18 protein-coding genes and 7 tRNA genes are annotated in these 20,276 nt (G+C 58.5%); 14 read left to right on the top strand and 11 right to left on the bottom strand.

What is annotated here, in order from left to right; genetic code table 11:
- Nucleotides 1-5 precede the first annotated feature (5 nt).
- The 5 genes from htpX to HW452_RS02300 all read right to left on the bottom strand — a co-directional run bounded on the left by htpX (nt 6) and on the right by HW452_RS02300 (nt 5,708).
- Nucleotides 6-911, bottom strand: coding sequence for a protease HtpX (gene htpX, locus HW452_RS02280; RefSeq protein WP_224104481.1), 906 nt, complete (start codon nt 909-911; stop codon nt 6-8).
- Between the two features lie 91 nt (nt 912-1,002).
- Nucleotides 1,003-2,319, bottom strand: coding sequence for a pyridoxal phosphate-dependent aminotransferase (locus HW452_RS02285; RefSeq protein WP_224104482.1), 1,317 nt, complete (start codon nt 2,317-2,319; stop codon nt 1,003-1,005).
- A 57-nt stretch (nt 2,320-2,376) separates the two neighbouring features.
- Nucleotides 2,377-3,330: a ribosome biogenesis GTPase YlqF gene (ylqF, locus tag HW452_RS02290; RefSeq protein ID WP_224104483.1), complete on the bottom strand. Its 954-nt coding sequence runs from the start codon at nt 3,328-3,330 to the stop codon at nt 2,377-2,379.
- 112 nt (nt 3,331-3,442) lie between these two features.
- Nucleotides 3,443-3,841 carry a peptide-methionine (R)-S-oxide reductase MsrB gene (gene msrB / locus HW452_RS02295; protein WP_224104484.1) on the bottom strand — a complete coding sequence of 133 codons (399 nt, stop codon included), beginning with the start codon at nt 3,839-3,841 and terminating at the stop codon, nt 3,443-3,445.
- Nucleotides 3,842-3,965: 124 nt separating this feature from the next.
- Entirely contained in the window at nt 3,966-5,708 is a 1,743-nt protein-coding gene (locus tag HW452_RS02300; RefSeq protein ID WP_224104485.1) for a gamma-glutamyltransferase family protein, read from the bottom strand.
- Nucleotides 5,709-6,023: 315 nt separating this feature from the next.
- Here HW452_RS02300 and HW452_RS02305 point away from each other — a divergent pair.
- The 6 genes from HW452_RS02305 (at nt 6,024) to HW452_RS02330 (ending at nt 6,659) form a co-directional block, all read left to right on the top strand.
- Nucleotides 6,024-6,099 (top strand) — tRNA-Glu (locus tag HW452_RS02305).
- 24 nt (nt 6,100-6,123) lie between these two features.
- Nucleotides 6,124-6,198 (top strand) — tRNA-Gly (locus HW452_RS02310).
- A gap of 3 nt (nt 6,199-6,201) precedes the next feature.
- Nucleotides 6,202-6,277: transfer RNA gene (locus tag HW452_RS02315), tRNA-Glu, on the top strand.
- A 23-nt stretch (nt 6,278-6,300) separates the two neighbouring features.
- Nucleotides 6,301-6,375, top strand: a tRNA-Gly gene (locus tag HW452_RS02320).
- A gap of 116 nt (nt 6,376-6,491) precedes the next feature.
- Nucleotides 6,492-6,567: transfer RNA gene (locus HW452_RS02325), tRNA-Glu, on the top strand.
- A 17-nt stretch (nt 6,568-6,584) separates the two neighbouring features.
- Nucleotides 6,585-6,659 (top strand) — tRNA-Gly (locus HW452_RS02330).
- 158 nt (nt 6,660-6,817) lie between these two features.
- Here the strand turns inward: HW452_RS02330 and HW452_RS02335 are convergent.
- Both HW452_RS02335 and HW452_RS02340 read right to left on the bottom strand, forming a co-directional pair.
- The gene (locus HW452_RS02335) at nt 6,818-7,816 is read right to left on the bottom strand and encodes a methyl-accepting chemotaxis protein (RefSeq protein ID WP_224104486.1); all 999 of its coding nucleotides are present in this window, start codon (nt 7,814-7,816) and stop codon (nt 6,818-6,820) included.
- Nucleotides 7,817-7,822: 6 nt separating this feature from the next.
- On the bottom strand, nt 7,823-8,449 hold the full coding sequence (locus HW452_RS02340; protein ID WP_224104487.1) for a cache domain-containing protein: 627 nt from the start codon (nt 8,447-8,449) through the stop codon (nt 7,823-7,825).
- 277 nt (nt 8,450-8,726) lie between these two features.
- Here HW452_RS02340 and HW452_RS02345 point away from each other — a divergent pair, with 277 nt between their 5' ends.
- The 7 genes from HW452_RS02345 to HW452_RS02375 all read left to right on the top strand — a co-directional run bounded on the left by HW452_RS02345 (nt 8,727) and on the right by HW452_RS02375 (nt 14,471).
- Nucleotides 8,727-9,689, top strand: coding sequence for an ABC transporter ATP-binding protein (locus HW452_RS02345; RefSeq protein WP_224104488.1), 963 nt, complete (start codon nt 8,727-8,729; stop codon nt 9,687-9,689).
- Nucleotides 9,686-10,459 (top strand): ABC transporter permease, encoded by a 774-nt coding sequence (locus tag HW452_RS02350; RefSeq protein WP_224104489.1) that lies wholly within the window; start codon nt 9,686-9,688, stop codon nt 10,457-10,459. Before HW452_RS02345 ends, HW452_RS02350 begins: the two co-directional genes overlap by 4 nt.
- A 56-nt stretch (nt 10,460-10,515) precedes the next feature.
- Complete coding sequence (gene queF / locus HW452_RS02355; protein ID WP_224104490.1) at nt 10,516-11,349, top strand: NADPH-dependent 7-cyano-7-deazaguanine reductase QueF; 834 nt, start codon at nt 10,516-10,518, stop codon at nt 11,347-11,349.
- Between the two features lie 45 nt (nt 11,350-11,394).
- Nucleotides 11,395-11,955, top strand: coding sequence for a nitroreductase family protein (locus HW452_RS02360; protein WP_224104491.1), 561 nt, complete (start codon nt 11,395-11,397; stop codon nt 11,953-11,955).
- Between the two features lie 11 nt (nt 11,956-11,966).
- Nucleotides 11,967-12,482, top strand: a complete 516-nt coding sequence (locus tag HW452_RS02365; protein ID WP_224104492.1) for a YiiD C-terminal domain-containing protein — start codon at nt 11,967-11,969, stop codon at nt 12,480-12,482.
- A 93-nt stretch (nt 12,483-12,575) separates the two neighbouring features.
- Nucleotides 12,576-12,663: transfer RNA gene (locus tag HW452_RS02370), tRNA-Ser, on the top strand.
- Nucleotides 12,664-12,848: 185 nt separating this feature from the next.
- Nucleotides 12,849-14,471 carry a BCCT family transporter gene (locus HW452_RS02375; RefSeq protein WP_224104493.1) on the top strand — a complete coding sequence of 541 codons (1,623 nt, stop codon included), beginning with the start codon at nt 12,849-12,851 and terminating at the stop codon, nt 14,469-14,471.
- A 116-nt stretch (nt 14,472-14,587) separates the two neighbouring features.
- On the opposite strand, the gene HW452_RS02380 is transcribed toward HW452_RS02375, so the two are convergent.
- Nucleotides 14,588-14,890 carry an ArsR/SmtB family transcription factor gene (locus HW452_RS02380; RefSeq protein WP_224104494.1) on the bottom strand — a complete coding sequence of 101 codons (303 nt, stop codon included), beginning with the start codon at nt 14,888-14,890 and terminating at the stop codon, nt 14,588-14,590.
- An 84-nt stretch (nt 14,891-14,974) separates the two neighbouring features.
- Between HW452_RS02380 and HW452_RS02385 the strand changes: the two genes are divergently transcribed.
- Complete coding sequence (locus tag HW452_RS02385) at nt 14,975-16,066, top strand: NADH:flavin oxidoreductase/NADH oxidase (protein WP_224104495.1); 1,092 nt, start codon at nt 14,975-14,977, stop codon at nt 16,064-16,066.
- Between the two features lie 413 nt (nt 16,067-16,479).
- Here the strand turns inward: HW452_RS02385 and HW452_RS02390 are convergent, their stop codons facing one another.
- From HW452_RS02390 to HW452_RS02400, 3 genes are all read right to left on the bottom strand, one after another.
- The gene (locus tag HW452_RS02390; RefSeq protein WP_224104496.1) at nt 16,480-16,635 is read right to left on the bottom strand and encodes a metallothionein; all 156 of its coding nucleotides are present in this window, start codon (nt 16,633-16,635) and stop codon (nt 16,480-16,482) included.
- Between the two features lie 105 nt (nt 16,636-16,740).
- Entirely contained in the window at nt 16,741-17,517 is a 777-nt protein-coding gene (locus HW452_RS02395) for a CLCA_X family protein (protein WP_224104497.1), read from the bottom strand.
- A 1,298-nt stretch (nt 17,518-18,815) separates the two neighbouring features.
- Nucleotides 18,816-20,270 carry an SLC13 family permease gene (locus HW452_RS02400; protein ID WP_224104498.1) on the bottom strand — a complete coding sequence of 485 codons (1,455 nt, stop codon included), beginning with the start codon at nt 20,268-20,270 and terminating at the stop codon, nt 18,816-18,818.
- Nucleotides 20,271-20,276 lie beyond the last annotated feature (6 nt).

Here is a 20,276-nt window from a genome sequence, read left to right on the forward strand (position 1 = left end):
TGGCTCTACTGACGGTAGGCGGCTTCCTTCAGCGCGCGGATACGGTCATCCAGCGGTGGGTGGCTGGCCAGCAGCTGCTGCATCAGCGAACGGGTCTGGCCCTTGGTAATCGCCATGGCGCGCATGGTGTCCGGCATCTGGTCGGGCATTTCGGTTTCCGCCTTCAGGCGCGCCAGTGCATTGACCATGGCACCGGTGCCGGCGAGCCGCGCGCCCGCTTCATCGGCGCGGTATTCACGAAAGCGCGAGAACCACGCCACGATGGCGGAGGCCACGATGCCGAAGACGATCTCGGCCACGATCACCACCGCAAAGTAGCCCATGAACCCCAGACCGCCTTCGCCGCCGCTGCGGCTTTTGAGAAAGCCATCCACCAGTTGGGCCACCACGCGGGCAAAGAACATCACGAAGGTGTTCACCACGCCCTGGATCAGCGCCAGCGTCACCATGTCGCCATTGGCCACGTGGCCAATCTCGTGGGCCAGCACGGCGCGCACCTCTTCAGGGCGCATACGGTTCAAAAGCCCCGCGGATACCGCCACCAGCGCATCGTTCTTGTTCCAGCCGGTCGCAAAGGCATTGGACTGCTGGGCAGGGAAGATACCCACCTCGGGTGTCTTGATACCTGCTTCGCGGGAAAGCTCGGCCACGGTATCCACCAGCCACTGTTCGGTGGAGTTGGAGGGTGTCTCGATGATTACCGTGCCGGTGCTGCGCTTGGCCATCCACTTGGATATGAACAGCGACACCAGCGACCCGACCATGCCGAACACGAAGCAGAAGATCAGCAGGCCGGTAAAGTCAATGCCCTGGCTACGCAGGTAGCCTTCAACGCCAAACAGGCGCAGCGTGATACTGGCGACCAGCACCACCGCCAGGTTGGTGGCTAAAAACAGCACTATTCGCATCATGGTACGAAATCTCCCTTAGAGGTCATCAATGCGTCACTGGAATACGGGTTAGATAGGTGCACACAGGGCCAGGTTCAAGCCATCCAACGCTTTATTGACGATAGCGCGCCAGGAAGTTGCCAAATCGGTCAAGCGCATCGCCCAACTGGTCAGCCCAGGGCAGGGTCACGATACGCACGTGGTCCGGCTCCGGCCAGTTGAACGCCGTGCCCTGTACCAGCAGGATCTTCTCCTGCAAGAGCAGATCCAGCACCAGCTTCTGGTCGTCCTGAATGTTGAAGACCTTGGGATCCAGACGCGGAAAGGCATAAAGCGCCCCCTTGGGCGTGACACAGGACACCCCGGGGATGGCGTTGAGCTTCTCCACCGTGATGTCCCGCTGGGCCAGCAGCCTGCCGCCCGGCAGGATCAGGTCGTTGATCGACTGATAGCCGCCCAGCGCGGTCTGGATGGCGTGCTGGGCGGGCACGTTGGCGCACAGGCGCATCGAGGCCAGCATGGTCAGGCCTTGAATGAAATCTCGGGCGCGCTGCTTGGCAAGCGTGCCGGAAATGGTCATCCAGCCAGAACGGAAGCCCGCACAGCGGTAGCTCTTGGAGAGCCCGTTCATGGTGATCACCAGCTGGTCATCATCGGCCAGCGCACCGGTGGCGGTGTGTTCGATGCCGTCGTAGAGAATCTTGTCGTAGATCTCGTCGGAAAACACCACCAGATTGTGCTGTTTGGCCACGGCGAGTACGTCACGCACCACCGACGGCGGATAGACGGCGCCGGTCGGGTTGTTGGGGTTGATCAGTACGATGGCACGGGTGCGGTTGGTGATCTTGGCGCGGATGTCGGCAATGTCCGGTGTCCAGTCTGCCTGCTCGTCGCACATGTAGTGTACGCCGTGGCCGCCGGAAAGGTGTGCCGCCGCCGTCCAGAGCGGATAGTCCGGCGCGGGGATCAGTACTTCATCGCCGTCGTTCAAGAGCGCCTGCATGCACATCACGATCAGCTCGGACACGCCGTTGCCGATGTAGATATCCTCGATGCCGACGCCGGGAATCTCCTTGCGTTGACACTCCTGCATGATCGCCTTGCGCGCCGAGTACAGGCCCTTGGAGTCGCAGTAGCCCTGGGCCGTCGGCAGGTTGCGCATCACATCCTGCAGGATCTCTTCCGGTGCCTCGAACCCGAACGGTGCGGGGTTGCCGATGTTCAGCTTCAGGATCCGCTGGCCTTCCTCTTCCAGGCGCTTGGCGTGGTCGAGCACCGGGCCGCGAATGTCGTAGCACACGTTGTTCAGCTTGTGTGATTTGCGAAGTTCCGCAGGCTGACGCGAGGCGTCGGCAGGCTGGGTGTCCAGCGTGGTTGGTCGAGACTCGGTAGACGGGTCAACGGGCGTTTGAGGCTGCGAGGTTTCCATGAGTGAGGTATCCAAAGGTGTCCAAAGGCCGTGCGGCGGCGCCGGGCGTTCTTTTCATTATGCGTCGGAAGGTGCCTGATTGTCTTCGTCATCGTACACGATGGGCGGCGGAATATCGGCAGGGGTTTCAAGGGTCAAGCGGCCAAGCTTGCCATCGCGCAGCTCGTGCAGCAGCACTTCCGCGCCGCGGTGCAGGTCGACTTCGCCACCCGGGCGAAGCCCGCCGCGCTTGCCGGCAATCTCCTTCAAGATGGCGTGGCCATCGAAGCCCGCCAGCGCCAAGAAGTCGGGCCTCTTCGGGCCATCGGCGTCCACCTCGCTGTCCACCGGGGCTTCATAGGCCGGCAGCGCCTTGAGCTTGTAGCGTGCACTCAGCTCGTTCGGGTAGCGCTTGGCAAGCTCGGCGCTGGCCACGATAGCCACATCGGTATACTCGATGGCGGTATCGCGGATGGCGCCGCTGGCCGCCAGCCGATAGGCGCTGGCCTGGTCTTCAATCTTGGGCCACAGTACGCCAGGGGTGTCGATCAGCGCCACGCGGCCATCGATACGCACCTTCTGCTGGCGCTTGGTCACGGCCGGCTCATTGCCGGTCTTGGCAATCTTGCGCCCGGCCAGGCCATTGATGAGCGTTGATTTACCCACGTTGGGAATACCCATCACCATCACGCGAACGTCGCGGTCGGCGCGCACGGCGCCGGCAAGCTCATGACAAAGCTTGGGAATCTTCTTCAGTTCACGAGTGTTCGTGGTGGTAATGGCCAGCGCTCGGGTATCGTCCTGGGCATCGAAAAAAGCCACCCATTCGGCCGTGCGCTCGGGGTCTGCCAAATCCGCTCGCGAAAGAATCTTCAACACCGGCTTGTGTCGGGTCAGCTCGGCCAGCATCGGATTGGCGCTGGAGTAGGGCAGGCGGGCATCGAGCACCTCGATGACCACGTCGATTTCCGGCAGCGCATCCTTGATCTGGCGGCGGGCCTTGTTCATATGTCCGGGGAACCAGCCGAGCATGGGTCTCTCCTGCAAGCACAAAAAAACGGGCTGCCATTATAGCAGCCCATCTTGTCTGGCGCTGATCTACTGTATCGGCGTGTTGGCGGCCTTCACTCGGCCTGGCGCAACGCTACTCGCCAGGATGAAACTCGAGCGATACGGAGTTGATGCAGTAGCGAAGCCCCGTCGACTCGGGCGGCCCGTCTGGAAAGACGTGGCCCAGATGAGCGTCACAGTGAGAACACACCACTTCCGTGCGCACCATGCCGTGAGAGGTATCTTCATGCTCTTCTACGCTATGGCGGCCCAAGGGGCGGTCAAAGCTTGGCCAGCCGCAACCCGCGTCGAACTTGTGCTCGTTTTCAAACAGCGGCGCATGACAGCAGATGCAGTGGTAGATTCCCTGTTCATCGCGAACCTGGTAATCGCCGGTAAAAGGACGTTCGGTACCTTTCTCGCGCGCTACCCGGTACTGCTCCGGGGTCAACTGTTCGCGCCACTGCTCGGGGGATTTTTCGATTTTGGCCATGAGCGCCTCCTTGAATGGCGTTTGATAGCAGACCCTTGCCGCATGGGCAAGGGTCACTGAAGACCACCTCCGGCGGTATGAGGTTCAGTTTAGGCCATAAGCGCCCAGGAGCCCAAGCGAGCGCTTAGACGCTGGCCGCGCCGCCGTCGCTACGTGGGTCATGGGCGCTCTCGATCAGGCCATCCGGGTGGCGTACAATGGCGCCCGCATGGCCCATGGTGTCGCTGTAGGCATCATCCAGTACTTCAACATCGTGACCGGCTGCGCGCAGCTCTGCCGTCATGGCCGGGTCTATACGCGACTCGAGCTTCAAGTTGGTGCTGTTTTCCCCCCAAGTGCGACCCAATAGCCAACGTGGGGCGGCTACCGCATGCTGCAACGGCATGCCGTGGAAGGCGTAGCGCGAAAAGAGTGCTGCCTGGGTTTGCGGCTGGCCTTCACCACCCATGGTGCCGTAGACCATGGTTCGGCCATCGTTAAAGGTGGCGAGTGCCGGGTTGAGGGTATGAAACGGCTTACGCCCAGGGGCCAGGCCGCGCAGGCTGTTCGCGTCCAGCGAGAAGCTGACGCCGCGGTTTTGCCACAGTACTCCGCTTTCAGGCAGTACCACACCGCTACCAAACTCCCAGTAGACGCTCTGGATAAAGCTTACCGAGCGGCCTTGGCTGTCAACCGTGCCCATCCAGATGGTATCCCCAGGCTCAGGGGTATGTGGCCAGGGCAGGGCACGCGCTGGGTCGATGTGCGCGGCCTCACGATCAAGGTGGGCTGCACTGAGCAGCTCTTGAAGATCGATATCGACCCGGTCAGGGTCGGTAATATAGCGGTCGCGCAGCAAGAAGGCGCGTTTGGTAGCCTCGACCAAGCCGTGAAGATGGGCGAAACCTTCACCTTCGCCTACCCCCAGCCGCTCGTAGAGACCCAGAATCATCAGCGAGGCCATGCCTTGAGTGGGCGCGGGCAAGTTATAGAGCGTGGCATCTTGCAGGGCGACTTCAAGTGGCGTGACCCGCTGGGCACGGTAGGCGTTGAAGTCTTCCAGGCGCAGCGGGCTACCCAGCGTGCTTAAATCGCGTGCCATGCTCTGAGCCAGCTCGCCGCGGTAAAAATCGTCCAGGCCCGCCTCGGCCAGGCGGCGCAAGGTAGCGGCCAGGCGTGGCTGTTGCAGGCGTGTGCCTTGCTGAGGAACATTGCCGTTGCTTAGAAAAGTCTCGCTGAAACCAGGGCTTTGGGAAAGGCGTTCCAGATGCTGACGGGTCAGGGCTTCTTGACTGCGCGAGATAGCCACGCCCTGCTCCCCATGGCGAATGGCATCCTCAAAAAGCGTCGCAAGCGGAAGTGCTGTACCCCAGGATCTGGCCACATCGAGGGCTTCTTGCCAGCCACCGATCGTTCCCGCCATCGTCAAGGCGGCTTTGGGGCCGCGTTCGGGAATCTGTGTTTGCCCTTCATAAAAGGCTGGGGTCGCCATGCGAGCGGCGGGGCCGCAGGCATCGATGGCCACCGGGGGCTTGCCGGGCTCGTGAATCAACCAAAAGCCGTCGCCACCTATTGAGTTCATGTGTGGGTAAACCACCGCGATCGCCGCGGCCGCCGCGACCATCGCCTCTACCGCGTTGCCGCCTTGCTTGAGAATGTCACGCCCGGCGTTGGCAGCTAAATGGTGGGGCGCTACGCAGCTGCCGGCGCCATAACTGCGTTGGGTATTGAAGCCATCACCCGGTCGAAAGGACGTGGTGGGTGAGCTGGTGGTACGGTCGTTTGAGGTGGTCGTATTCTGCGCGTGGGCAAGATTTGGCATGCCAAGTGTTAAGCCCGCCGCCGACGTGGCGGCCGTTGCTAAGAATGAGCGGCGTGTAAGGGGCATCGTTTTTCCTCGAAGGGTTTGAATACCGCTAGTACGCAATAAGTGTGCCAGTGAACACGTAATCTTAAGTGAGCGCTTATATAAGCGTGCTCGTTAATGAAAAGAAGCTAAATTAGTCATTGGCTCTTGGTCATGAGCCGTTTTTTTGCACCTTGGTAGGGCAGTGGGGGTAAACGTGCTACCTCATGAGGCATCGTGAATCCACAAGCCAGTACCCAGGCCAGATCAGCACCAAGACATTGAACCGAAACAGAGGGCTTGACAGTAAATGACGCTCTGAGTAATATACGCGCCACCTCGACGAGGCAATGAAACGTCCCATTCGTCTAGTGGTCTAGGACACCGCCCTTTCACGGCGGTAACAAGGGTTCGAACCCCTTATGGGACGCCAATTTCATCGTTTAGGTATCGGAGTGCGGGAATAGCTCAGTGGTAGAGCATCGCCTTGCCAAGGCGAGGGTCGAGAGTTCGAATCTCTTTTCCCGCTCCAGACGTCCCATTCGTCTAGTGGTCTAGGACACCGCCCTTTCACGGCGGTAACAGGGGTTCGAACCCCCTATGGGACGCCAATCCGATAAGCAGCATTGATTAAGCGGGAATAGCTCAGTGGTAGAGCATCGCCTTGCCAAGGCGAGGGTCGAGAGTTCGAATCTCTTTTCCCGCTCCAATCAAGTGATTGATAGTGTGGTTAAGCAAGTGCAGGTCGAGAGCTGGAACGCCAGCCCGGTCGAATCTCTTTCCCGCTCCAATCAAGTGAAGTATTGATAATTTAGATGCTTATACGTCCCATTCGTCTAGTGGCCTAGGACACCGCCCTTTCACGGCGGTAACAAGGGTTCGAACCCCTTATGGGACGCCATCTAAAGCGTTTACGTTGCGGGAATAGCTCAGTGGTAGAGCATCGCCTTGCCAAGGCGAGGGTCGAGAGTTCGAATCTCTTTTCCCGCTCCACGTAAACCTTCTTCTTTTGGTTATCCTTTCTTGTTCCCTGGCTAAATAGCCTTTATCAACCGTCTTTGATGACGGCGTTTTGCTGTGCGTGTGATTTATGCACAGGTGGTTGATAACTACCTGCGCCCAGGCGCTATGCCTGAGCGTAGGCGGTGTGCCTAGTTGAGCGTGAAGTGGTTGACGATACCGTTGAGCGACTGCGAACGCTGCTTCAGGTCGTGGGCGGAGTCGGCGGTCTGCTGAACCATGGCGGCGTTGTCCTGGGTAGACTGATCGAGCTGGGCGATCGCCACGTTGATCTGCTCGATGCCTTGGGTTTGCTCATGAGTCGCCGCGGTGATCTCCGCAAACAGGGCGTTGATACGCTGAATCTGCTGGTCGATGTGCTCCATGCGCTCCCTGGCGGTGCTGACCCGTGAGGCACCGGTATCCACTTGAGCGTTGGACGTAGTGATCAGCATCTTGATCTCTTGAGCCGCACTTGCCGAACGGTTGGCCAACTGGCGTACTTCACCTGCTACCACGGCAAAGCCTCGACCGTGCTCACCGGCACGCGCGGCCTCCACCGAGGCATTGAGCGCCAGGATGTTGGTCTGGAACGCGATGCTATCGATCAGTGTGACAATTTCGGAAATCTTGACCGCTTCACGAGTAATTTCCTGCATTGAGTCAACGGCTTCGCCAATGGCCTGCTGGCCTGCCTGGGAGGTTTCACCGGCGCTACGCACCAGTTCCTTGGCCTGCTCGACGTTATCGGCATTCTGGCGCACGGTGGCGGTAACTTCTTCCATGCTGGCAGAGGTTTGCTGTAGGGCAGCGGCCTGCTGCTCGGTACGCGAAGAGAGTTCCTGATTGCCTGCAGCAATATCGGCGGAGTTGTGATCCACCGCGGCGCTGGTTGTGTGGATTTCCTGCATGGTGGCATGAAGCTTGTTGCGCATCTGCTGAATATCGTAAAGCAGGCTGCGGGTATCGTGGGCGTTTAGATCGACCTTGGCCGTCAGGTCACCCTGGGCAATGCGTGCAACGACGCTTGCCGCGTAATCTGGCTCGCCACCCAGGCGGCGCAGGATCAGCGAGATCATGGCCCAGAATGCCAGTGTTACCAGCGCGCCGGCCACAAGGCCTACCAGGATGGTCTTGATCAGTTTGGCCATGATTGCCTAGCTGATATCGCCCATGAAGATGCCGCTGGATACGTACACATCCCAAGGCGCGTAGGCCTCGGTGTAGGTGTGTACCAAGGGCATGGCATCATTGCCCCGGGCAAAGTTGGAGCGGTAGTCGGTAAAGCCCGCACCCGTACTGCGGGCGCTGTCCAGGATCGAATGGAAAATCAGCTTGCCCTGTGGGTCGGTAACCTGGGAAAGGTCCTGACCCGGCGGACGTTTGGGGTGGGCCAGCATTTTAAGGTCGCCGGTCAGCGCGAACAGGTAGTTGTCATCCTTGCCAAAGCGCATGTCGCGGATGGTTTCAAACGCCAGGGTTTTGGCCTCTTCCAGGCTGATCTGACCCTGTCTGGCCCTCTCATCGAAATGCTCGAGAGTGGATACGGCAATGTTCACAGCGGTTACCATGCGCTGCTCGCGCTCATGATGCAGCAGCGCCCGACTTTGTAGGGCGTTTACGGTAATCATGATGACAAGTATCAGCCACAGAACCGCTACGCCCATCAGCCGCTGGCGGCGCAGCGAAAGTGCTGACATGCCGAGCTTGGCTTCAGCGGGTGAGTGTTCGGTGGAAGAAGTCTTGGTAAAGGCGACAGGGGGCTGGGTAATGATGGTGCTCATTAGGTGTTTTTCTCATTTATGAATTATGTGTTCCCTTGCATGCCTTGCTATTAGCTAATAGCGTAACGGCATATGCCTAATACTAAAGTATTAGGCATGCGGTCATGCGCGGCAAAACGCCGCGATTACTAATTGAGTTGGACGAATTGGTTGGTGGGGTAACGAGATAGCTACAGGCGCCTTGTTAGGCTGGCTTGAAAAATCCACAGAATGCCCCGATATCGTTGCTTCTCACGTGTTTTCTAGTGCCCCATTTTTTTGCTGACAGGACATCTTTATGGCCGAACCGGCATTGTCTATCCGTGGCCTTACCAAGGTGTACGGCAATGGCTTTCAAGCGTTGAAAGGAATCGATCTGGACGTTCAGCAGGGCGATTTCTTTGCTCTGCTGGGCCCTAATGGCGCGGGTAAGTCCACTACCCTCGGCGTTGTGTGCTCGCTGGTGCAGAAGTCCGCAGGCAAGGTGTCCATCTTCGGAATCGACATCGACCGCGACTTCGCCAAGGCCAAGTACCAGTTGGGCGTGGTTCCTCAGGAATTCAACTTCAACCAGTTCGAGAAAGTGATCGATATCGTTCTGGCGCAGGCGGGCTACTACGGCATGACGCGCCGCGAAGCGCTGCCGCGCGCCGAGCAGCTTTTGCGCGACCTTGGCCTGTGGGACAAGCGCAACGGCAACGCGCGCATGCTGTCCGGCGGGATGAAGCGCCGGCTGATGATTGCTCGCGCCTTGATACACCGCCCCAGGCTGTTGATTCTGGATGAACCCACGGCAGGAGTGGATATCGAACTGCGCCGCAGCATGTGGGAGTACATGCGCCGCATCAATCAGGACGAAGGTACGACCATTATCCTGACCACCCACTATCTGGAAGAGGCGGAGAGCCTGTGTCGCAATATCGCCATCATCAATCACGGCGAAATCGTGCGTAACACCAGCGTGCGCGAGCTTCTGACCGAGTTGAATACCGAAACCTTCCTGCTGGATCTCGCCGCGCCGGTTACCAAGCTGCCGGCAATCGACGGGTTCGAGATCGCCCAGGTCGAACCCTCGCAGCTCTCGGTCGTCATTCATCGTGGCCAGCAGCTCAACGATGTGTTCAGCGCGCTGAGCGAGCAGGGCGTTCGGGTGGTATCCATGCGCAATCGCGCCAACCGCCTGGAGGAGATGTTCGTGTCCATGGTAGAGGCCGGCAACAAGGCCATCGACGAGCGTACGCAAGCGGAGGCACAGACATGAATGCGACCCAAACCCTGGTAGCGCTATGGACGCTGGTGTTCAAGGAGATCAAGCGCTTTACGCGTATCTGGCCCCAGACCCTGCTGCCGCCTTCGATCACCATGGCGATGTACTTCATCATCTTTGGCAATCTGATCGGCTCGCGCATTGGCGAGATGGACGGCTACAGCTACATGGACTTCATCGTCCCTGGCCTGATCATGATGTCGGTGATCACCAACAGCTACTCGAACGTCGCTTCCAGTTTCTTCTCGAACAAGTTTCAGCGCTCGGTAGAGGAGTTGATGGTCTCGCCCATGCCCAACTGGGTGATTCTCTCGGGCTTCATTCTGGGGGGGATGGCGCGCGGGCTGGGTGTGGGGCTGATTGTCACCATCGTTTCGCTGTTCTTTACCCGTCTGAGCGTTGAGCATCCGCTTCTGACCGTGCTGGTGGTGGTGCTGACCTCAGCGCTGTTCTCCATCGGCGGGTTCATCAACGCGCTGATGGCCAACAAGTTCGATGACATTTCCATCGTGCCGACCTTCATTCTGACCCCGCTGACTTACCTTGGCGGCGTGTTCTACTCGATCTCCATGCTGCCCAGCTTCTGGCAGGGCGTCTCCATGCTCAACCCTATCCTGTACATGGTGAACGTCTTCCGCTACGGCTTCCTGGGTGTCTCGGACATCCCTGTGGTATGGGCACTGGCGGCCGTTTTTGCATTTATCGTCGTGCTGTTTTTCGTCGCTCTGGCCATGCTGGAACGTGGCAAGGGTATTCGCAGCTGACCGCACGACCGTTTTCAAGGCTGCTTTTCAAGACCGCTTTTCAAGAGAGCATGACCATGGCACACCGCCCCGATACACTGGAACACGCGCCCCTGGGGCGCGATTCCGCCTACCCCGAGCAGTACGATGCGGGGCTTTTGTTTCCCATTCCCCGCGCTGCCAATCGTGCGCCGCTGGGCATTGAAGAGGGTAGTCTGCCGTTTGTCGGTGAAGACGAATGGCACGCCTTCGAGGTTTCCTGGCTGAACGCCCGCGGCAAGCCTATCGTAGCCGTGGCTCGTTTCCGTCTGCCGGCGACTTCTCCCAGCCTGATCGAATCCAAATCCTGGAAGCTCTACCTCAACAGCTTCAACCAGACCCGCGTCGAGAGCCGCGAAGCGCTGATCGACACGCTTACGCGTGATCTGAGCGCCGCCGCTGGCGCCCAGGTAAGTGTCGAGCTTTTCGGTGTGGACGATGCCGAGCTTGCCCCGCAGCCGCTGCCTGGCGACTGTCTGGATGATCTGGATATCGAGGTAAGCGACTACACGCCCAGCGCCGCCCACCTGGCAGTAAGCAACGAGGTAGTGGAAGAGACACTGCATTCGCACCTGCTCAAATCCAACTGCCCGGTGACTGGTCAGCCCGACTGGGGCAGCGTGCTGATTCGCTACAAGGGCCCCAAGCTTGATCGGGAAGGTCTGCTGCGCTACCTGATCGGCTATCGTCAGCATCAGGACTTTCACGAGCACTGTGTAGAGCACATCTTCACTGACCTGATGGCTCACGCCCGGCCCAGCGAGCTTCTGGTGCTGGCGCGCTACGTGCGCCGTGGTGGGCTGGATATCAGCCCCTGGCGCGCCACGCCCGGCCTTGCGCCGCCAAGCCCCTTGCGTCTGGCAAGGCAGTAAGTCACTGCGCTACAGTAGAGCCTGACTGAACGAAGGATCAAACCTATGGATGCACTCACGCTTCTTCATGAACGCAGCTCGATGGGCAAGCTTGTCGAACCCGCGCCCACCGCCGAGCAGTTGGACGCCCTCTACAAGGCAGCCCTGCGCGCCCCGGACCACAAGGAGCTGCGCCCCTGGCGATTTATCGAATTTACCGGGGAAGGGCGTGAGCGCCTGGGTGAGCTGTTTGCCGAAGCCGAGTTTCAGGAAGACCCTGGCGCCAGCGATGATACGCTCAACGCCGCACGCAAGAAGCCACTACGCGCGCCCATGATCATCGCCGTGATCGCCAAGGTAACCCCCGATCTGCCCAAGGTGCCCAAGATGGAGCAGGTCATTTCCGCCGGCTGCGCCGCTCACGGCATTTTGCTGGCCGCCCACGGGCTGGGGCTGGGCGCCATGTGGCGCAGCGGCAAGTATGCCTTCGACCCCGTGGTGCGCAAGGGGCTCTCGCTGGAAGAGAACGACGAAGTGGTCGCGTTCATCTACCTGGGTAATCTTGGCGGGCGCCACAAGCCGCTGCCGCAGCACGACGCGGCCGATTTTGTCGAGCGCTGGGCCTAGGAGTAACCACCATGCGCAAACCCGGTGTACCTCACCCGCGCTTGCCCCTGCCGGAAGGTCGGGAGGACCTGGCCGCTTTTCACGCCTGGCTGGGTGACGCCATCCCCATGGTGGGAGCACTGGGTATTGAAAGCATGTCGATGCACAACCACGCGCTTACCTGGCAACTGGCATTACGCCCCAACCTGAACGACAAAGGCACCGGCTTTGGCGGCGCGTTAAGTGCGCAGACCACGCTGCAAGGCTGGTGCTGGGTAACGCTCTGGCTGCGCGGGCAGGGGCTGGCGCGGGATGTAGTCGTGGCCGAGGCCACTCAACGCTTCCTGGCCCCGGTCAACGGCGACTACCGCCTGGTCTGCACGCCCAGCGAGGGGGAGGGCATCGAACAGCTCAGCCAAGCGCTTGCCGAGCGCGGCAAGGGCCGCATCGCGCTGACCCAAAAGCTCTACTGTGGCGATGCGTTCTGCCTGGAAGCCCACGGCAGTTATGCCGTGCTGGCAGGCCGCGATCAAGAACAACCGCGCTGATTCGGAAAAAGGCTTGCTATTTGCCCACTTAAACCCTAGAATACGCGCCGTTCTGTCGCGAAAGGCAACGCCTGTGTGATGGAGCCACAATGTGGAGAGGTGTCCGAGTGGTCGAAGGAGCACGCCTGGAAAGTGTGTAAGTCGAAAGGCTTCGAGGGTTCGAATCCCTCCCTCTCCGCCACAGAATTTGAAAAAGCCCGCTGAGTGATCAGCGGGCTTTTTTGTGTCTGGAATTTGACCATGTCCTGTCTGAACCGTCGGCTCTCATGCATCGCGATGACCTGTCGCTAGCCCATATATTTCCCTCTCATCTTGGCGCTATCGGCCCATAGCTCCTATCTTGTTGTAAAGACAGAGGGAATGTACATGCTTAATACGCTTGCGAGAAGGCTGGGCCTTCGAACGGATTCGACCATCTTTTTCACCTCCGCAGGCATCATGGTGCTGTTTTTGGTGGCGCTGTTGATTGCGCCGGATGCCATAGGCGAAGCCTTTGGAGCGGGGCGAGAGTGGGTAGTCACTAACCTTGGCTGGTTCTTCATCTTTGGGGTGACCAGCTGGGTGGCGTTTTTGCTGTGGGCGGGAATCAGCCGCTACGGAGCGATTCGCCTGGGGGGCAATGATGCGAAGCCTGACTACAGCAATATCTCCTGGTTTACCATGCTGTTTGCAGGCGGTATCGGGACGGTGCTGATGTTCTGGGGGGTGGCCGAGCCGATCTCCCACTTCTCAACGCCCCCCAGGCCGGATGTCGCGCCCTTTTCGGTAGAAGCCGCCGATGATGCCATGAGCTTTTCGATCTATCACCTGGGCTTGCATACCTGGGCGATTTTCGCCATGCCGGGGCTGGCGTTTGCCTACTTTATCTACCGTTACGACCTGCCGATGCGGTTCAGCTCTGTCTTCTACCCGCTGCTGGGCGAGCGTATCTACGGGCCTATCGGGAAGACCCTCGATATCTTTGCCGTTCTGGGTACGCTGTTTGGTGTAGCGGTTTCCATTGGCCTGGGCACCCAGCAGATCAATGCGGGACTGACCGAGCTGTTTGGCGTGCCGGATGCGGTGTTTACCAAGGTGATGATCATTGTCGTGCTGACCAGCATTGCCGTGGGGTCGATCATGGCGGGGCTGGATTCGGGTATTCGGCGGCTCTCCAATCTCAATATCGGCATGGCCGTGGGGCTATTGCTGTTTGTACTGTTTACCGGCTCGACGGTATTTCTGCTGCGTGCTGTAGTCGAAACCTTCGGCCTCTATATCACCAACCTGCTGCCGATGGCGTTCTGGAACGATACCCTGGCGCGCTATACCAGTAACGATGGCAGCGGTTGGGGGTGGCAGGGCAGCTGGACGGTATTCTACTGGGCCTGGACCGTTACGTGGTCGCCGTTCATCGGCATCTTCGTGGCACGCATTTCCCGTGGGCGCACCATTCGAGAGTTCGTCTTCGGGGTGCTGTTCGCGCCCTCCATCTTTACCCTGGTGTGGTTTTCGATCTTTGGCTGGTCGGCCATGGAGATCGATGGAATTGGCGAAGAGGCTCGGGCGGCACTGGGGGCTCAGGCTGGGGTCCTGTCCGCTGCCGTGGACGAAAGCATTCCGCTTGCCATGTTCGCGTTTTTCGATAACTTCCCGGCGGCGACGCTCATTCAGGGCCTGGCAGTGGTGATCGTGGCTATCTTCTTTGCCACGTCCTCGGATTCTGCTTCCCTGGTGGTCGATATGCTGTGTACCGGAAGCCCGGACCCCGGCCCCTGGCATCAACGTGTTTTCTGGGGTGTCTCGGAGGGTGTGCTGGCGGCCATGCTGATCGTGCTGGCAGGCGATGCGGGGCTGACCGCCTTGCAGGAGGTGATCACCGTGGTTGGCCTGCCGATGTTCATTCTGGTATTTGTCATGATGTTTTCGCTCCTGCGCGGCTTGTCTCATGAGGAGCTTGTCAAGGTGGAGGTGGGCCGTCCGCCGAAAACCGAGGAGCTCAACGAATAGTCGAGCAGGGGAAAGCCATTCACGAAAAAGCCCGCTGAAAAATCAGCGGGCTTTTTGATAGGCATGAAGGATCGAGTCTTTCCCTTCGCCCCGGTAAAAATGGCGTACTGCCACCACTATGGCTTCTGAGACACAATCGCGTCCAGCAGGCCGGGAAATCGGCTGTCTACATCCGCCTTGCGCAGCGAATTCATATGCGTCGTGCCGATGGTCTGGGTATGTACCAGCCCGACATCGCGCAAGATCCGGAAATGGTGCGACATGGTCGACTTGGGGCGACCGCCGTCCAGCTCGCCGCAGCTGGCTTCGCCTGATTCGGCAAGGCGCCGTACGATTTCCAGGCGCACAGGATCGCTCAAGGCATAAAGCAGGCGTTCGAGGATGAAGTCACTGACAGGGGGATGTTTGAAAGGGCGCATGAGCGAATCATACACGAATTTGCCCTTTGCCCATAGTTCGAATATTATCGAATTTTAGTAATAAAGACCCTGGGAGATATTTACATGTCCGCGCTGTTCCAACCCTTCACATTGAAAGATGTCACCCTGCGCAACCGGGTCGCGATTCCGCCCATGTGCATGTACTCGGCCGAAGATGGCCTGATCAACGAGTGGCACCGTGTTCACTACGCCTCTCTGGCACGCGGCGGGGCGGGGCTGGTGGTAGTCGAGGCCACCGCCGTTTCGCCGGAAGGGCGTATCACCCCCGGGTGCGCCGGTATCTGGAACGATGATCTTGCCCAGGCCTTTGTGCCGGTAGTGGAGTCGATCAAGGCGGCCGGGGCGGTGCCGGGTATCCAGATTGCTCACGCCGGGCGCAAGGCCAGCGCGAACCGCCCGTGGGAAGGCGACGATCATATTGGTGAGGATGATCCGCGAGGCTGGCAGACCCTTGCTCCCTCGGCCATGGCCTTTGGCGCCCACCTCGGCAAGCAGCCGAAAGCCATGACGCTTGAAGACATTGCCCGGGTACGCGAGGACTTCGTGGCCGCCGCCCGCCGTGCCCGCGATGCTGGCTTCGAGTGGCTGGAGCTGCACTTTGCCCACGGCTACCTGGCGCAGTCGTTCCTGTCCGAGCACTCCAACCAGCGTGATGACGCCTATGGCGGTAGCTTCGATAACCGTAGCCGTTTCCTGCTGGAAACCCTGGCGGCGGTTCGCGAGGTATGGCCGGAGCATTTGCCGCTGACCGCACGCCTCGGGGTCATCGAGTACGACGGCCGGGACGAACAGACGCTGGCCGAGGCGATCGAGCTGACGCGCCGCTTCAAGAGCAGCGGACTCGATCTGCTCAGCGTGAGCATCGGGTTCAGCATTCCCGATGCCACCATTCCCTGGGGGGCGGGCTTCATGGGCGAAGTTGCTGAGCGGGTAGGACGCGAGGCGGGCATTCCCGTGGCCTCGGCGTGGGGCTTTGGTACGCCAAGCGTTGCCGAACATGCCATCAAGAGTGGCCAGCTGGATCTGGCGATGATTGGCCGGGCGCACTTGGCCAACCCGCACTGGTCCTACGTTGCGGCTCAAGAGCTGGGTGTCGAGCGCGCCTCCTGGACCTTGCCGGCGCCCTATGCCCACTGGCTGGAACGCTACAAGTAAATGGGTGCAGGCGTGACGGCGTCTGGTTGATCACGTGTAGGAAAAACGCATCCGTCGCTTCATGACTCGAAAACAAAAAAGCCCGCTGATCGCTCAGCGGGCTTTCACTCGATCGGCGGCGGATCAAAATGGTAGTGCACCACTGAAGCCAATGCCCAGCACGGCGATGATGACGACAACAACGACGATAACGGTAGTAGATGGCATGTTACTTTCCCTGTAAGTAGCTGAGTAAGCGGCTGAGTTTCTTCCAGTGAGTCTTTTCCAGCTTAGTACACCGCAATGGTTTGCGCACGTAAGGCGACTCTACCGGCCCAGAAGGGCATGTTAGATGGCCTGCTGGCAAGGCGCCCGGCCAAGGCCGGACGCTCGAGTGCGATCAAGCAATCATGGCCCCCAATCAACCGACAGCGCTAGACGCCGCACTCACATCCATGACCGCAACCGGTTGAACCATCGGTATGCTTGACCGCGCAGGCGTTCGAGCAAAACAGCTCACCGTCTTTCTCGATAGCATCGCTATCCACTGAGCACTCACACTTGGGGCACGCGCATTGTTGCTGAGACATATTGCACCTCCTTGGTTGATACGTTACAGCGTAGGCGTGACCCTGGATGTTATGTAATTGCGTTTTGACTATTACTTGGTCGGGTGCTTCAACAGGATGCTGGCGCTACGCGTGTGCCAGCGCTTGACCCAACTGGCTAAAATAGGCGCTGAAAGCCGCGTTGATATGCTCACGCTGTTCATCTTGAGGGTACAGGCCAAGCTCTGCCTCTGGGGTTGCCCTGGTCCCTTTTACCAGAAAGTGGTTCTTGAGCGAGGCGTCCTGCACAAATGCTTCGAATGCACGCGCGCACAGCTCTTCGGGCTGGCTGTAGTAGTATTGACCAAGTTGGTGATCTACCTGGCGAGCGTGCTGGAAGAGTCGGCTTGGCTTGTGGCCATCCGGTGTCAGCATGATGGTCTTGAAGCACGCTGTCAGGCGCTGGTTGAGCGGGTGGTGGATCAGCGGGGCGTCGGCAAGCCAGGCGGTCGAGGCGAACTGGCGCGCCGAAACACCGCGAAAGCATTTGCTGGCAATGTAGTGATCAAAGGCGTGAAACCACTCGTGGGCAATACTGCCGGGGCCGGCGTTCTTGGCAAGGGCGAAGCTGCGCTGGGAAGGATCATAATGGGCGGCCACGCCCGGCCTGCCACCGCTGCCGTATTGAAGAGCCAGCGAGCCACGCAGTGATACCAGCGTTTCAGGCCCTTGCAGAATCAGCATCAGGTCGCACAACGCATCGTGAAACAGCTCGGCGGCCTTGTCACGCTCTTGGGGATTCACCCAGCGGCCGATCTCGATGGAGCGAAAATCGAACTGCCGCCGAATGAGCGCAAAGCTTGGGGCTTCGCCATCGCGGTGGTGGGGGCCGTTGCGATAAAACGTGCGTGCTTCGATGCTCATGGCGGCTGTTTACCCTGGTTCAGGCCAACCATTATGCCAGCAAGTCGATGCTTGCTGAATGTCGCCCACGAAAAAGCGCCCTCACTCGTGAGGGCGCTTTTTCGTTGCCTTGGCCTTCCATGACGTCTTGCGGCTCATCCTGAGCGCTCATTTCCTTGTGTGCGGTTTCCCTGCCGCGAACACTACGAACGATAGCGGATAGTTAAGCAGTGTACAAGTAAAAATTGTCGCCACGTTGTACGAAAGCGTTGCGAAACCTGCCTGTGAGCCGGTATGGCAAGGTATTGAGCAAATACCTGTACAATTTTTGGCATGGTATGGCGCCAGGGCTCATACATGAGAGGGAACGGCCACAGCGGGACGTAAGGATGACAGAAAATGGTTTGGCGCTCAGAAAATGCGCGCGCATGGCAGCTGAGCAATGGTTGATAGTGAACGTCTGCACAGGCCGTCATGGGTTTTACAAAGTACAAGAATAGGCGCCATTAGCATCTTGCTGAACTATATCAATATCCATACTAGTTTATAAATATCTGAAAATAGAATTTTTATTGGCTGGTTCATTTTGTATAAGAATTTCTCGCATTAATTTTAGTTGGCAAAGATTGAGTTTTGTTTGCTTGTGTAATTGACATGATTTATGAACTTAATAATATGGTAACATTGATTCCTGCTGCTATTTTTCAGAGTTAATTGCATTTAAAATAGCATTCAAATATTAAATATATAACATAAGTGATTATATTTATTGAATTATTTTTGTTTATTTGATGTGGGTCTAGTTTTTGTTAATCAACGTTGCGCAACATTATTGTTTCGACGTTTTATTTATTATTTTATTGGTTTCATAACCTGGGATAGATAAATGAACGCTTTATAAGTTCATTGTGCACACACAGCGCAGGGTAGCGCTCTAAGGAAAATGAATAAGGATGATTCATAGTAGACAAGGAAGGGCAAACAAGGAGCGTTGGCGATTACACGGATGGGCAAATAAGGAATATTTGCAAAGATCAGGGAAAGGCCAACAGGGAGTGTTGGCACATGGCAGGGATGAGCAGATAAGGATGGTTTGCAGAGTGCATGGAAAGGCAGGCAAGGAGGCTTGCAAACAGCAGGGAGCAGAGGGAGTTCTTGCTGATACGGGAAGAAGCAGACAAGGAGCGTTTGCAGACCACAGGGATGCGTGAACAGGACGTTCATGGAGCAGGATCAAGGAGAGATGAATCACCCCCGGCCAGCCATGGCGCGGGGGTTCTTTATGTTCACTGGATAATGTCTTGTTACCGGTCCGGTGATCAAACAGAGGGCAGCAACAGAGGCATCACGAAGTAGACGAACAGGGTAATCGCGATGGCACCGACGATGTTCATCGTGAAGCCCGCCTTGGCCATCTGCTTGATCGAAATACGCCCGGTCGAGAAGACGGCCGCATTGGGCGGGGTCGAGATCGGCAGCATGAAGGCGCAGGTAGTGGCCAGGGCCACGGCCACCATCAGCCCCAATGGGTTGCCGGTGGTAATGGCCGCGGCCATGCCGGCGGTAATGGGCAGTGCCATGTTGGCCGTCGCCGTGTTGGAGATGATCTCCGTCAAGAACAGCATCAGCAGCACCATGATCAACAGCAGCCAGAAGTAGTTGACGCCATCGAGTAGCTGAAGCTGGTCGCTGATCCAGCCGGTCAAGTCGCTGGCGATAAAGGCCGCCGCCAGGGTCATGCCGCCACCCCACAGAATGAACAGCCCCCAGGGCAGGCTCTTCATGTCGTCCCATACCAGTAGCGCACGTTTTTCGCTATGCGCCGGAATGACGAACAGCGCAATGGCGGCAGCCACCGCAATCAACGTATCGTTGATCGGCAGGTCGAAAAACGGCGCCAGCCAGCCACGTAGCGCCCAGGCAAGGGCGGTGGTCACGAATACACCCAGAACGCGCTTCTCTTCTTTGGTCATCGGTCCGAGTGAGGCAAGCTCCTGGGCGACAAAATCGATCTCGAGCGGCGTGTTGGGCACCTGGGTGTATAGCCGGGTGAGGTAGACATACAAGATGACCAGCAGAATCAGCGTAAGCGGCAGGGCAAAGATCATCCACTGTAGAAAGCTGATTTCCACCCCTTCAAAGAACTGAGGAATCATCGCCACCACGATGGCGTTGGGCACCGAGCCGATAATGGTAGCCAGCCCGCCAATGGACGCTGAATAGGCAACGGTCAACAGCAGAATGCGCGCGAAGCTGTCGCGCTGGTGGCGCTCGAACTGGTCGCGTTCGTCCAGTTCATTGGTCAGTGCCACGGCAATGGGCAGCATCATCAGGGCTGTGGCCGCGTTCGAAATCCACATCGATAGAAACGCCGAGGCGATCAACACCCCCAGCACGATACTGCGCAGGCTGTTGCCGATGCGGTTGACGATCGCCAGCGCGATACGCCGATGCAGGTTCCAGCGCTCGATGGCAATCGCCAGGATGAACCCGCCCATGTACATGTAGATGACCGGATTGGCGTAGCCGACCACGGCTTCATCCAGCACCATCACGCCGCTCAGCGGCAGTACCAGCATGGGCAGAAACGAGGTAACCGGAATCGGCACGGGCTCGGTTACCCACCAGGCCGCCATCCATACTGTCAGCGCCAGCACAGTGCGAGGCGCGGGGTCGATCAGGGATTCGGGCATCGCCAGCTGTATGGCGATAAAAAGTAGCGGCCCAGCCAGTAATGGCACCCAGCGGCGCCAGTTCGATCGTGTTAAGCCCATACGCTT

It is taken from the genome of Vreelandella aquamarina, assembly GCF_020075495.1.
Classification (GTDB): domain Bacteria; phylum Pseudomonadota; class Gammaproteobacteria; order Pseudomonadales; family Halomonadaceae; genus Vreelandella; species Vreelandella aquamarina_A.

Excerpts from the sequence above, each read along its gene's own strand:
- htpX (WP_224104481.1), bottom strand. The coding sequence starts at position 911 with ATGATGCGAATAGTGCTGTTTTTAGCCACCAACCTGGCGGTGGTGCTG.
- HW452_RS02285 (WP_224104482.1), bottom strand. The coding sequence starts at position 2,319 with ATGGAAACCTCGCAGCCTCAAACGCCCGTTGACCCGTCTACCGAGTCT.
- ylqF (WP_224104483.1), bottom strand. The coding sequence starts at position 3,330 with ATGCTCGGCTGGTTCCCCGGACATATGAACAAGGCCCGCCGCCAGATC.
- msrB (WP_224104484.1), bottom strand. The coding sequence starts at position 3,841 with ATGGCCAAAATCGAAAAATCCCCCGAGCAGTGGCGCGAACAGTTGACC.
- HW452_RS02300 (WP_224104485.1), bottom strand. The coding sequence starts at position 5,708 with ATGCCCCTTACACGCCGCTCATTCTTAGCAACGGCCGCCACGTCGGCG.
- HW452_RS02335 (WP_224104486.1), bottom strand. The coding sequence starts at position 7,816 with ATGGCCAAACTGATCAAGACCATCCTGGTAGGCCTTGTGGCCGGCGCG.
- HW452_RS02340 (WP_224104487.1), bottom strand. The coding sequence starts at position 8,449 with ATGAGCACCATCATTACCCAGCCCCCTGTCGCCTTTACCAAGACTTCT.
- HW452_RS02345 (WP_224104488.1), top strand. The coding sequence starts at position 8,727 with ATGGCCGAACCGGCATTGTCTATCCGTGGCCTTACCAAGGTGTACGGC.
- HW452_RS02350 (WP_224104489.1), top strand. The coding sequence starts at position 9,686 with ATGAATGCGACCCAAACCCTGGTAGCGCTATGGACGCTGGTGTTCAAG.
- queF (WP_224104490.1), top strand. The coding sequence starts at position 10,516 with ATGGCACACCGCCCCGATACACTGGAACACGCGCCCCTGGGGCGCGAT.
- HW452_RS02360 (WP_224104491.1), top strand. The coding sequence starts at position 11,395 with ATGGATGCACTCACGCTTCTTCATGAACGCAGCTCGATGGGCAAGCTT.
- HW452_RS02365 (WP_224104492.1), top strand. The coding sequence starts at position 11,967 with ATGCGCAAACCCGGTGTACCTCACCCGCGCTTGCCCCTGCCGGAAGGT.
- HW452_RS02375 (WP_224104493.1), top strand. The coding sequence starts at position 12,849 with ATGCTTAATACGCTTGCGAGAAGGCTGGGCCTTCGAACGGATTCGACC.
- HW452_RS02380 (WP_224104494.1), bottom strand. The coding sequence starts at position 14,890 with ATGCGCCCTTTCAAACATCCCCCTGTCAGTGACTTCATCCTCGAACGC.
- HW452_RS02385 (WP_224104495.1), top strand. The coding sequence starts at position 14,975 with ATGTCCGCGCTGTTCCAACCCTTCACATTGAAAGATGTCACCCTGCGC.
- HW452_RS02390 (WP_224104496.1), bottom strand. The coding sequence starts at position 16,635 with ATGTCTCAGCAACAATGCGCGTGCCCCAAGTGTGAGTGCTCAGTGGAT.
- HW452_RS02395 (WP_224104497.1), bottom strand. The coding sequence starts at position 17,517 with ATGAGCATCGAAGCACGCACGTTTTATCGCAACGGCCCCCACCACCGC.
- HW452_RS02400 (WP_224104498.1), bottom strand. The coding sequence starts at position 20,270 with ATGGGCTTAACACGATCGAACTGGCGCCGCTGGGTGCCATTACTGGCT.